This is a genomic window from Mammaliicoccus sp. I-M35, from assembly GCF_022386455.1.
Taxonomy (GTDB): domain Bacteria; phylum Bacillota; class Bacilli; order Staphylococcales; family Staphylococcaceae; genus Mammaliicoccus; species Mammaliicoccus sciuri_A.
The window spans coordinates 99,799-112,929 of record NZ_JAJNIL010000006.1; the positions used below are offsets into that span (position 1 = coordinate 99,799).

Here is a 13,131-nt window from a genome sequence, read left to right on the forward strand (position 1 = left end):
CCTAGTAAACTTCTGGACCAGGTTGTTGAGCGCTTAGATCTGGTGCTTGACCACTTTGATCTGGTGTTGGTTGTTGTGGTGTTTCTTGTGATGGTACTTCTTCTGTAGGTGTTTGTTGTACAGGTTGTTCTACAGGCTGTTCGGATGGTTGCTCAGACGGTTGTTCAGTCTGCTGCTCGGTTGTTTCTTCAGTATCAGGTTCTATAGCTGGTTCAACTGTTTCAGCTGAATCGTTGTCACCTGATGTGCTTCCACTCTTTAGACTTTTCTTAGATACTTCGATATAAGGTGTTAAATCACCATACGCTTGAATCATAAGATAATTCATCAATTCTGTTTTCTTAGTCTTAGGTAAGTTTAAGTCTTTTCTAAGTTTATTAGAAAGTTCTAATAAATTATCTAAGTCAGGATTGAAGAAGTAAACACCATTGAAATTAGCATCAGTTCCTGTAATTTGTTCTGTTTTAATTTTTACTTTACTTGATGAATAAGTCGTTGCTAAGTTTTGAATATCTTCAAATGAGAAATTGTGTTTCGCATTTTTACCAACGATTTTAACTAAGTCATCTAATTTATTAATAGAATTTGTTTCTTGAGCTTTTTTGATAATGGCTTTAATCATTTCCATTTGACGTTTACCACGCTCTAAATCTGAATCTTGTTTTCTTGAACGAACAACTGCAAGTGCTTCGTCACCAGATAAATTACGTTTACCTTTTTTAACTTTAATACGTCCTTTATCTTCTGTGTTTGGCTCGTTTAAATCAAATGGTACATTATACTCAATACCACCAAGCTCATCTACAACTTCAACAAAAGCTTCCATATTAATTCTTGCATAGTAATCTACTGGAACGTTTAAAGTACTTTCAACACTTTCCATTGAACCTTCTGGCCCATCTATTGCATGAGCGTGCGTGATTTTATCATAATATTTTACGGCTGGTATATAACTTAATGTATCACGTGGAATACTAACCATACGTATTTGCTTTTTATCTCTATTAAATGTTGTATAAATCATAGCATCCGTACGAGATTGGTTAGCTTTTTGACCACCTTCACGTCTTGATGTACTATCATCTACACCTAAAAATAATACCGACACATGATCTAAACTAGGATCTACTGGCTTATCTCTTAAAGATGATTTGCTTTTTTTAGAATCAAGAAATGAATCATTAATCGCACCTTTAGTTTCAAGATAAAGCATGAGTCCAAATACTACGGGTAGAATCATGAGTACTATTGACATCAAAAGTAAACCTATTTTTGCAAATCTTTTCATATTATATATTTACCCTTCTATTCGTATTGTGTTTTGAAATATCTATTTTTGCATATTATACATCATATATGATTATACAAGTAAAATTCAACAATTTAAATGAATTATGTGTACTACTTATCAAATATAGAATGTAAATTTGTTGTAAAATTTATGGAAATGGTGTAAATTATAGTGAAGAATGAGAGGTGAGACAAATGGCAAAAGTACTAGAAAAAGATTTAAATAGTATAAGTGAACAAATAGAGTTAAACAGAGAGAATTCGTATGACGTGATTAAGCCTCCAACCGTTAATGTTCTAGGTTTGCCATTTGCAAACCTGACGGCGAATGAAATGGTAGAACGTATTAAGTATTTTGTAAATCAGGAAACGAAAGACAATTTATTTATTGTAACAGCTAATCCTGAAATTGCACATTATGCTTATAGCAATAATCACTATCAACGACGTATTAAACATGCAGATTACATTGTACCAGATGGTATTGGTATTGTTAAAGCAGCTAAATATTTAAATACGCCATTAAAAGAACGTGTTCCGGGAATAGAGTTAATGGAAGAAATGTTGAATATTGCTAACGCAAGTAGTAAGAGAGTATTCTTATTAGGTTCTTCTAAAGAAGGCGTTAAAGCAACTCGCAAAATTTTAGAAGAACAATATCCAAATATTACGTTTGATCATAAACATGGCTATAAACATGTATTAGATTATAAAGTAACTAAGAAAATCAAGAAATTTAATCCAGACTTTATTTTTGCGGCAATGGGTTTTCCTAAACAAGAAGATTGGATTTATTATAACCGTCATCACTTTGAGCATACAGTAATGATGGGGGTAGGCGGCTCATTTGATGTCATAAGCGGAAATGTTAAACGTGCACCAAAAATGTTTATTAAACTTAATTTAGAGTGGTTATATAGAATTATAACTGATTTAAAACGTGTGAATAGAGCACTTAAAATTCCACTGTTTTTAAAAGAAGTTCAATTCCAAAAATCGTGTACACCTAAAAAGAATAAATATGATTATATGAAGAATAGATAATTTAGAAACATCTTAATGTTGAAATTTAACATTAAGGTGTTTTTTTATGAAGAATTTTATCTATTCAATTGTTAACTAAATGATATGATAAAGGTAACAATAAAAGTAGGTGGTATGATCATGCAAGTACTGGAACTTATAAATCAACAATTAAATACAAAAGCAGATAAAATTGCCATGTATATTGATGAGATGCATTTATCTTATAACGATTTATTGATAGAATCTGAAAAAATTGCCACAACGTTAAAACAATATCCAAAACATATCATGATTGGTATTTCAATGAAAAATCCACTTCAGTTTATAAAATGGTATATTGCAGCTTTAAAGTGTGAACTTATACCGTGCGTCCTAGATCCTTATATAGCTGAAGAGAAAAAGTATGAATTAATAAGGTTATATCATATTCCGTTATTAGTAGATGACAGCAATAAGGTAACATATCGACAAATAGAAAATAATACGGTATTACCTCAAGATATCTTACATATTGGATTTACTTCTGGGACGACAGGTATTCCTAAAGCATATATGAGGAATCATCAATCTTGGATTCAATCATTTAAATATAATGAAGACTTACTCAATGGTCATACAGACATTATTATAGCACCGGGACCACATGCACATTCTTTAACACTATACGCTATGATTTATGCATTATGTACAGGTAGAACATTTATTGGCCAAAAGAAATTTAATACGCAAATACTAGATAAATTAATCAATATATTTAGTAAAAATCAAACGATGTTTATTGTGCCTACAATGCTATATAGTTTATTGAATCATAACGTTCATTTAATGAATGTTTCGAGCATTTTTTCATCAGGTGCAAAATTATCTACACAAATATTTGAAAAATTTAAATATAAGTATCCTGATATTGATTTAATTGAATTCTTTGGAAGCTCTGAAGCGAGCTTTATTAGTTACAATATTAATGGACAAGCAGATTCAGAATCTGTAGGTAAACTATTTCCTTCTGTACAAGTTCAAATTAAAGACAAAGATGAAAATAATATAGGCAGGTTATATGTCAAAAGTGACATGATATTTAGTGGTTATTTGAATGAAGAAGTCCACGATGAGTGGATTAAAATAGGCGATTGGGCATCAATTTCTGCAGACCAAGAACTACGCTTATATGGACGAGAAAGTGACCGTTTAATTATTGGTGGTAAAAACGTATATCCAGAGATTATTGAGCAAAAATTATTAAATCTAGATATTGTTGATGAGGCAATTATTATAAGTAAGCAACATAATAAATTTGGAGAAATAGCAATTTTATTATATAAAGGTAAAGATCATTTGCAATATATAAGCATGAAAGAGTATTTATTAGCATGTGGGTTAAGTCGTTATGAAATACCATCTCGAATGGTACGAGTTAATAAGATGAAATATACAGCTAGTGGAAAGATAGCAAGATATAAGATGAAATCTATTTATGAATTAGGAGGAGAAGCATGGAACCAGTTATTGTAGCTGCAAAACGAACGCCATTTGGTAAATATGGCGGCATTTTTAAACAGTTAGAACCCGAATTACTCTTGAAACCTTTATATGAATATTTGTTAGCTGATCATGCTGAAGCACTTGAACATTTAAGTGAAGTTGTTCTAGGGAACGTAGTAGGCAATGGAGGAAATATCGCTAGAAAGTCTTTGCTAGAAGCAGGTTTACCAGTTGATATTCCTGGTGCCACAATAGATAGGCAATGTGGTGCAGGATTAGAAGCGGTCACTTATGCTTGTAGAATGATCCAAGCAGGTGCTGGTGAAGTTTATATTGCTGGTGGTGTTGAAAGTACAAGTCGAGCACCTTGGAAAATCAAAAGACCACAATCAGTTTATGACGCACCAGAATTTTTTGAGCGTGCTTCATTTGCACCAGATGGAGAAGACCCTTCAATGATTGAAGCGGCTGAAAATGTTGCGCAAGTATATCAAATCTCTAGAGAAAGCCAGGACGAATTTGCATATAACAGTCATCAAAAGACAATAAAAGCTATGGAAAGAGGTTATTTATCAAATGAAATTTATCCGATTAAAGTAAGGAATGAATGGATCCAACATGATGAAGGTGTTAAACCTAAATTAACTTTAAGAACGTTATCACGTTTAAAACCACTTATTAAAGATGGGACTGTAACAGTAGGTAATAGTTGCATGAAAAATGACGGTGGGGTATTACTTTTAATTATGAGTACAGAAAAGGCGACTGCTTTAGGTTATCGCGAAGGACTGGAATTTATCGATAGTTCAGTAAAAGGTGTAGATCCTAGATTACTAGGTATAGGTCCAGTACCTGCTGTTGAAAGTTTATTAAAGAAATCACATTTAACAATGAACGATATTGACGGTGTTGAATTTAATGAAGCATTTAGTTCTCAAGTTCTTGCTTCAAAAGATATGTTAAATATTCCAGACGATAAATTTAATTTGTATGGTGGCGCATTAGCTATTGGACATCCATATGGAGCTAGTGGTGCTAGCCTCGTTACGCGTTTATATCATATGAAAGAAATTGAGACATCGATAGCAACAATGGGAATAGGAGGCGGCATGGGACATGCAACATTATTTAGAAGATGGAATCGAAATAATTGACGTCATTTTCAACAAAGAAGATGTTGAAGCATATAAAAAAATACTTCCTATAAAAAAGAATAACTGCGCTGTGCCAGTATTGTATTTAGCAAGTTTATGGCCGGAATTTTCAATGTTTGAGCGTTTTTTAGAAAAAGAGATTTACTTAAAAGAAACATCAGTTGATAAGCTTAAAGCAATAGATGTTGATACAATTTATAAAGCAAAATTAAAAAATGAGAAAATAAAAAAAGTAAAGTCGTTTACGATTTACGAATTTAGTTTGACGATTACAAGTGGAGATAACATATACACTCGACTCAAGCAAACATTCGTTGGAAAGTGAGGTATAGTATGAAATTTGATATTAGTCTTGTTAACAAATATTTAACTATTATTCATGATTCAAATCCAATCCATCAAGAAATTGTACCTGGCCAACTTGTATGTGAATGGTTGTTAGAAGATGTTGAGTGGCAACATTATACTGTGAAATACAAAAATCCAGTTTATATAGATGAAATATTAGAAAAAGTACTTCAAGATAATAGGATTAAATGTATTAATCCACAAGGGATAGTAAAGATTATTGTTGAAAAGCAATAAATTAAATGTAAGATTTATCCAACAAAAGTTTAGTTATAAAAAGAATATATAATTATTTTACAATTAATTTAAAATCATGTAATCTTCATAAGTGACAAAAAATTAAGAGTTGGAGTACTTATGAATAGAAAACATGAAATTACATATGCAAGGGCAATATTTTGCTTAATTATAGTAGCAGTGCATATATTATCAAATTATTTGAGAGACGTAGAATTACAAGATCATAATCGCATGATTGTATTAACATTCCAAATATTAATTTTGTTTGCAACGCCGTGCTTTATTATTTTGTCAGAATCACTGATTTCAATGGTTTATAAAGATAAATTACCGAAAAACTTTCTAGTCAAGCGCTTTAAATATATTATGATTCCTTACTTTTCAATTGGAACATTTTATGTGTATACAAAGTATAAAGTAGATGCAAATGAAGAAACATTCTGGCAGTTGTTTAAAGAAAATTTATTAATTGGGAATTGGTATGGTTGGTTTGTCATTGTCATATTCCAATTTTATATTCTACATTTAATGTTCCATAAAGCATTAAGTAAAGCTAATCCGGTTGTTATGCTGGTTATCAGCTTTGCAATCAGTCTCGCACATTCTTATTTAATGTATGATAATGATACGTATACGAATTGGTGGAATGAATTTTACCCGTTATTCCATAGAACGAATATTCTTTATTGGTTATTCTATTTTGTATTTGGGTTTTACTTAGGTAGATACTACAATGAAGTTCTATCGTTTATGGAGAAGAAGTTTACGTGGTTAGTAGGAAGTTTAAGTGCGGTGACTCTTTTAGTTATTTATTCAATTCATCAAAATGATGTAACAGTCGTTCAATCTAACCGTTATGATATTTTAATATATTCAGCATTAGCGTTTATATTTATCTTGGTTATTTCTAAAAAGCTGTCTAACTTTAATATAAGCTTTCTATATTTTATTGGTGAAATATCATTCTTTATTTACTTAACACATAAAATTATGGTCTATTACATGGCAAAATATACATTTCATTTTATAGATCAATTCTTTATGTATAATATTGCAACGTATATCTTTGCTTTATCTTTAAGTGTAGGCTTAGCAGTTGTTCTGTCATTTATACCACTTTCTAGATTTATAATTGGTAGAAATTCTATTAACGCAATGATAAAAGGGAATTATAGAGTAGAGTAAAAAAGCACGTCACCTTCATTGATAAAGGTGACGTGCTTTCTGTTATTTGAAATAAAAACGTGTAGCATCTAATTCGTCTTTAAAAGCTTTTTTATCTTTTGCTGACTTTTTATTGAACTCTTTTAAGAATGCTTGGTATTTTGGAAGTACATCTTCAGTAGAGCCAAATTCTTTTAATTTGCCGCCTTCAATCCAAGCTATTTTTGTACAAAAATCTTTAACTTGACCTATATTATGACTAACAAAGAAAATAGTCTTGCCAGCTTCTTTAAATTGATTCATTTTGTCTAAACTTTTTTTAGTAAATGTTTGGTCACCTACAGATAATGCTTCATCAATTACAAGAATATCTGGATCGACAGTTACATTGATTGCGAAACCTAATTTAGATTTCATACCGCTTGAATATTTCTTGACAGGTTGATATATAAATTCACCTAATTCAGAGAATTCGATAATTTGAGGTGTAAGTTCTTTAATTTGTTTTTTAGAGAAACCAAGTAATAACATCTTGTATTCGATATTATCTATACCGTTTAGTTGCGTGTTTAAACCAGAGTTAATTGCAATAACGTTAACATCACCGTGGCGTTCAATTATACCGTCTGTTGGTTGTAGTGAGCCGCCGATAATATTACTTAATGTTGATTTTCCTGATCCGTTAATACCCACTAAACCGATAATATCGCCTTCGTAAGCAGTAAATGATATATCATTAAGCGCTAAAAATCTTTGTGATTGATGCTTTGGTAAAAAAACATCTTTTAATCTCTCTTTGTTATTACGGAAAATTTTATATTCTTTTGTTAAATTATTAATGATAACTGATTCTTTCATATGTACTTCATTCCTTATAATTATTAACATTTCTATTATGCATTATTTTATGAGTTTAGTAAATTTATTGTAAATTCTGTTAGAATCATGTAAATTATATATGTTCTATAATTATGAGATTAACCTAAAGTTTAATATATCATCTATGCTCATTTGATGCTATATTAAAGATTAAGTTATAAATGTCTTAGCGAGAGAGTGATATTCATGCATGCTGTTTTTACAGTAATAAAAGAGCACGTCAAAAACTTTTATTTGATTCAAAGATTAGCACAATTCCAATTAAAAATTTCGAATCATGATAATTATTTAGGATTAGCGTGGGAACTTATTAATCCTATACTACAAATATTTGTATATTGGTTTGCATTTGGTTTTGGTATAAGGCAGAATGACCCAGTACATGGTGTACCGTTTATCTTATATTTATTAGTTGGTATTAGTATGTGGTTCTTTGTAAACCAAGGTATACTTGAAGGGACTAAATCAATAGGTACTAAGTTTAATCAAGTAGCAAAAATGAATTTCCCTTTATCTGCAATACCCGCATATATTTTAACAAGTAGATTTTATGGTCATATTATTTTAGTTTTAATTATTATTTTATTATGTATGCCTGCCGGTATTATACCTTCGATTTATATTTTGCAATTATTCATATACTTACCTTTAGTGTATTTATTTGCATTTTCTGTTTCGTTATTAACATCGACTTTAGGTGTCATTATTCGAGATACACAAATGGCAATGCAAGCTATTTTGAGAATGCTATTTTACATGTCACCAATTCTTTGGGTACCTGATAAAGGTTCAGTGATTGAAATGATTATGAAATTAAATCCAGTATTCTTCTTTGCAGAAGGGTACAGAGCAGCAATATTATATAATAATTGGTACTTCATAGAACATTGGCAATTATTACTTTATAATTTATGTGTAACAGTGTTATTCTTTGTTGTAGGTGCAATATTACATGTTAGATTTAGACAAAGATTTGCTGACTTTATTTAAAATGATTAATAAATGATAAGGCTGAGACATTAATGATTGTCTCAGCCTTTATCTCAATATATAGCTGCTTTTGGTCAATTTTTACTTTAGTAAATTTTATATAAGGAAGTGTCATTGTGGTAAGAAGCATAATTAAACAAGTCTACCTTTCTATTATTTTTATATTTAATAAATTATTTAAAAGTAATGTGAAACGTAAAAATGTCGTGGTGTTTATGACATTTAAAGAAGATGTGTTACCTGTTATTGAAGCATTAAAGAAAGAAGAATATTATATTACGGTAATTGCGCATCCGAAGTGGATTGATTTTTTGAATGATATAGATGTAGATAAAGTGATAAACTTAAGTAATAAATATGTCTTACAACAGATTAAAGCAATTAAAAGCAGTAAAATAATAATTATCGATACATATTATTTATTATTAGGCAGTATCAGCAAAACGCCAGAACAAAAAGTTATACAAACTTGGCATGCTGCTGGTGCTTTGAAGAAATTTGGTTTAGAAGATAAAAGTATTAATCTTGAGGATAAACAACAGATAAAAAATTACTTATCTGTTTATCATTTTACAGATTATTATCTAGTCAGTTCAGATATTATGAAAGATGTCTTTATTAAAAGTTTAGATGCCGAGCCCGATCAAATATTACCATTTGGCTTACCAAGGTTAGACCAATATAAAGATAAACATGAGTATCCTATTAAATCCAAAAAAATAGCTTTATATGTTCCTACTTATAGAGATTATACAAATGAAATTCATATGATAGATAAACAGAAATTTGAAAAAATGTGCCCTGAATACGAACTCGTGACTAAATTACATCCAAGCATTACTTCACATGATTCAGATTCGAGAGATATACAAGATCTAGTTGAAATGGCAGAAATCATCATTACAGATTACAGTTCATTAAGTATTGAAGCCGCACTTTTAAATAAAACGATTATTTTCTATAGTTATGATGAATCAAAGTATGATGAAATGAGAGGACTTAATCAATACTATTATGAAATGACGAAAGAGAACAAAGCTTATGATTTAGAAACACTTTATAAACTTGTGAATCTAAATAGAATTAATAATGAAATTAAACCTATGTGGCATCAATATACAAACTTCGATGCAACTGGGAAGTTAGTTGATTTTATAAACAAAGGAGCTTAACGATATGGAAGTAAGTGTCATCATCCCTATTTATAATGCAGAAAAAACAATAGAGCAAACCATTAAATCAATTAAAAGTCATTATGAGCATGAAATTATTTGTATTAATGATGGATCTAAAGATAATAGTGCAGATGTAATTAGCAAAATTAATAATCCTAATATTGTACTTGTGAATCGAGAAAATAAAGGTGCTGCGGCAACGAGGAATGAAGGCATTAGTATCGCAAAAGGTAAATATATTATGTTTTGTGATGCAGATGATAAATTAGGTGAAGGTATTATCGACAAGATGGTTGAAGCGATAAAAAGGAATGATACAGATATCGTGGTTGGTAAGGTTTCTCATTTAATTGGTGATCAGATTAGGCCGATTCAAACATACAATGATTTAAAAGCTGTAGATCATACAATATTAAACTTAACACCAGAAGTTACCCAATCAATAGGACCGTATGGTAAACTGTACAAACATGACGTATTAGAAAATATTAGATTCGATGAAGATATTACTTTTTGTGAAGAGCATACCTTTAATTTGAAAGCTTGGTCAAAGAGTCGTATTACAATATTAGATGATTCAGCGTACTTGTATAATATAGGTATTGAAGACTCAATAGTAGCGACAAGTTACAAAAATATTGAAAAATATTTAAATGATGCCATTGAAGTTAGAAAAAGAACTTTGGACATTTTAAGTGATTTAAAAGAAAAAGTGAGTAACTATTATAGTTATAGAATGGATTATCTTATTATTTACTTTTTAATTCGAAATAATTTTATGAAAGTAGATAACTTAAATCATGTTATAGATCCAGCAATTAACTATTTAAAAGTCGTTCAACCACTTCAAACGAATAGTGTGAAAGATTTAAAAGAACTCGTATTGACAATTGCTGCGACTTACAATTTTCAAAGATTTAAAGAAGTGGCAAGTAATTTAGATATGCAAATTGATAAAAAAACTTATCGTTCTTATAAACTCAAACTATTTAAACTTAAGACAAAAATGAATTTAAGAAATATAAGAAATAAAAGCAAGAAAATATCTCATTAAATTATAAAAAATAAAAAATACTAACTGCCTTAAATGGTTGTTAGTATTTTTTATTTATTTTCATATATTAATTTCTAGTATCGAATCAATATTTCTGTTTATTAATTAAATATACATAAACTTTACAATAGTTAATTGTTTGATATAATTTACAATTGCATATCAAATTAAATTAAAATGGAGTTAAAATATGGATAAAAATATAATTGATATTGAAAGAAAGTTTAGGCCAGAAATTGAAGGCCTAAGGATTGTTGCAGCTTTATTAGTCGCTATATACCATATTTGGTTTGGTAAAGTATCTGGTGGGGTAGATGTTTTCTTTGTTGTATCAGGATTTCTGATTACAACATCAATCATATCTACAATCAATAAAACAGGGGAATTTAAGTTTTGGCCATACATATCTAAATTAATGAAGCGTTTATTTCCGCTTGCATTTATTATTATATTAGTGATTCTCATATTAAGTATATTTTTCTTACCATCAACCATTTTTGATAAAACAATGAAAGAAGTCATTTCATCAATGTTCTATTATCAAAATTGGCAGTTGGCAATTAGTAATACAGATTATTTAGATGCACACCAAATGAAAAGTCCACTTGAACATTATTGGGCAATGTCCATTCAAGGACAATTCTATATCATTTGGTTCTTATTATTTACATTTATATTATTCATAATAAAAAAATATAAATTAGTAAATGGTAAGAGAATAGTAAATTACTTACTCGGTTTTATATTTATTGTATCCTTTGCATACTCAGTATATTTAACAGCAGTTAATCAACCTTTAGCATACTTTATTACATTTACGAGAGTCTGGGAATTTGCGTTAGGTGGTTTACTTTGTATTAACTTAAGCAAAATTAAAATCAATAATTTAACAGCAGAAATTATTGGATGGATTGGTCTTATTGGTTTAATTTTAACGGGGTCTTTATTTGATGTATCAACAATGTTTCCAGGTTATATTGCTTTATGGCCTATGACTTGTGCATTACTGATTATTTTATCAGGTAATAAAGACACTAAATACGGTGTTAAGAACTTCTTATCTATGCCGATTATGATTAAACTAGGCGGAGTATCATTCGGGATATACTTATGGCACTGGGTATTGCTATCATTCTACAAATACAATATTTCAGAAACACCTGGTATTATTTCAGGGATACTTATCATTGTATTATCAATTGCTCTGTCATTTATTACGACTAAATATATTGAAACACCTATAAGAAGTGCAAATTTAAATAAAGTCGCATTTAAGAGAATAGGTATTATTGCATTAGCTAATATCATATTAATCGCTGGTTTAGTCTCTCATAATGCATATGTGAAAATATCTGACGATAAAACACTAGCATCGAAAGATTATCCAGGAGCACTAGCCGCAACATCAAAACAAAAAATTAAAGAAAATGATCCTAAGCCTGAATTTGCCAATGTATTTGATGATTTACCACAATCACACTTAGATGATTCAAATCAAGGATTAAAAAAATCAGATTTAAAGATTGGTATTTATGGTAAGAAAAAAGACTACAAAGCAACAATTGCTTTAGTAGGTAGTTCACATTCTGAACATTGGTTAGGAGCAGTTATTGAAGCGGCAAAAGAGCATGATTACAGAGTGATTAATATCACAAGATCTGGAACAAGATTCTCTACAGGTTATGATGATAATTCATTAAAAGGCCAATGGGTTAAAAATGTCGAAAACTATTTAAAGAAATCTGATGATATTGATCTAGTGTTATCACATGTTACAGCAGCTGACTCAAATAGCGATAAGATTCAACAACAAATGGTAGATGAATTATTAAAAGTTAAAAATGATTATAATATTGATGTAATGGCGATAAGAGATATTCCTAGATATGATTTTAATGTTTCAGAAGAACTAGAAAAATCTGGTGAAAAAGAGACAATTAAACTTATGAATAAAGGAAATAACCAACAAGATACTTCATATTGGAAAAAACTATCAGAAACAAGCAAAGATTTACCAAAATTCGATCCATCAGAATACTTTAAAGTGAATGGCAATTATAGACCGATTATAGGTAATATTGTTGTGTATCGTGATATGGACCATATGACAAACACTTATTCAAAATCTTTCGGACCTATTTTAGGTAAAGAAATTAAATCTATCGTAAAAAAATAGAGATTAAAGATGGTATTTTTTAGCGCTGACTCCTGCGGTAACAGCATGATTCGAAGACTACAGGCTGAGAACATGCCCGCGGAAAGCATGCGCATAAAAAAATGCCGGCAAAGTCTAAGACTTTGTCGACACTCTGAGAGAGCGGACAATGTC

General features: G+C 29.9%; 12 protein-coding genes. 10 read left to right on the plus strand and 2 right to left on the minus strand.

Annotated features, from left to right (window positions below; genetic code table 11):
- Position 1: 1 nt before the first annotated feature.
- Complete coding sequence (locus LQ679_RS08285) at positions 2–1,288, minus strand: LCP family protein (RefSeq protein ID WP_239762440.1); 1,287 nt, start codon at positions 1,286–1,288, stop codon at positions 2–4.
- Between the two features lie 197 nt (positions 1,289–1,485).
- On the opposite strand from LQ679_RS08285, the gene LQ679_RS08290 reads away from it, so the two are divergent.
- The 6 genes from LQ679_RS08290 to LQ679_RS08315 all read left to right on the plus strand — a co-directional run bounded on the left by LQ679_RS08290 (position 1,486) and on the right by LQ679_RS08315 (position 6,725).
- Positions 1,486–2,334 (plus strand): WecB/TagA/CpsF family glycosyltransferase, encoded by an 849-nt coding sequence (locus LQ679_RS08290; RefSeq protein ID WP_025905458.1) that lies wholly within the window; start codon positions 1,486–1,488, stop codon positions 2,332–2,334.
- Positions 2,335–2,418: 84 nt separating this feature from the next.
- Entirely contained in the window at positions 2,419–3,828 is a 1,410-nt protein-coding gene (locus tag LQ679_RS08295; RefSeq protein WP_239762442.1) for an AMP-binding protein, read from the plus strand.
- Entirely contained in the window at positions 3,810–4,952 is a 1,143-nt protein-coding gene (locus LQ679_RS08300) for a thiolase family protein (protein WP_239762444.1), read from the plus strand. The genes LQ679_RS08295 and LQ679_RS08300 overlap by 19 nt, the downstream gene beginning before the upstream one ends.
- On the plus strand, positions 4,915–5,277 hold the full coding sequence (locus LQ679_RS08305; RefSeq protein WP_239762446.1) for a hypothetical protein: 363 nt from the start codon (positions 4,915–4,917) through the stop codon (positions 5,275–5,277). The genes LQ679_RS08300 and LQ679_RS08305 overlap by 38 nt, the downstream gene beginning before the upstream one ends.
- Before the next feature lie 8 nt (positions 5,278–5,285).
- Complete coding sequence (locus tag LQ679_RS08310; RefSeq protein ID WP_239762448.1) at positions 5,286–5,537, plus strand: hypothetical protein; 252 nt, start codon at positions 5,286–5,288, stop codon at positions 5,535–5,537.
- Between the two features lie 120 nt (positions 5,538–5,657).
- Positions 5,658–6,725: an acyltransferase family protein gene (locus tag LQ679_RS08315; protein ID WP_239762450.1), complete on the plus strand. Its 1,068-nt coding sequence runs from the start codon at positions 5,658–5,660 to the stop codon at positions 6,723–6,725.
- 42 nt (positions 6,726–6,767) lie between these two features.
- On the opposite strand, the gene tagH is transcribed toward LQ679_RS08315, so the two are convergent.
- Positions 6,768–7,562, minus strand: a complete 795-nt coding sequence (tagH, locus tag LQ679_RS08320) for a teichoic acids export ABC transporter ATP-binding subunit TagH (protein ID WP_037588932.1) — start codon at positions 7,560–7,562, stop codon at positions 6,768–6,770.
- Between the two features lie 207 nt (positions 7,563–7,769).
- Here tagH and LQ679_RS08325 point away from each other — a divergent pair, with 207 nt between their 5' ends.
- The 4 genes from LQ679_RS08325 to LQ679_RS08340 all read left to right on the plus strand — a co-directional run bounded on the left by LQ679_RS08325 (position 7,770) and on the right by LQ679_RS08340 (position 12,978).
- Entirely contained in the window at positions 7,770–8,573 is an 804-nt protein-coding gene (locus LQ679_RS08325) for an ABC transporter permease (protein ID WP_037588933.1), read from the plus strand.
- A gap of 116 nt (positions 8,574–8,689) precedes the next feature.
- Positions 8,690–9,745, plus strand: coding sequence for a CDP-glycerol glycerophosphotransferase family protein (locus tag LQ679_RS08330; RefSeq protein ID WP_204168437.1), 1,056 nt, complete (start codon positions 8,690–8,692; stop codon positions 9,743–9,745).
- A gap of 4 nt (positions 9,746–9,749) precedes the next feature.
- Positions 9,750–10,802 carry a glycosyltransferase family 2 protein gene (locus LQ679_RS08335; RefSeq protein ID WP_239762452.1) on the plus strand — a complete coding sequence of 351 codons (1,053 nt, stop codon included), beginning with the start codon at positions 9,750–9,752 and terminating at the stop codon, positions 10,800–10,802.
- Positions 10,803–10,992: 190 nt separating this feature from the next.
- The gene (locus LQ679_RS08340; protein ID WP_239762454.1) at positions 10,993–12,978 is read left to right on the plus strand and encodes an acyltransferase family protein; all 1,986 of its coding nucleotides are present in this window, start codon (positions 10,993–10,995) and stop codon (positions 12,976–12,978) included.
- Positions 12,979–13,131: the final 153 nt, after the last annotated feature.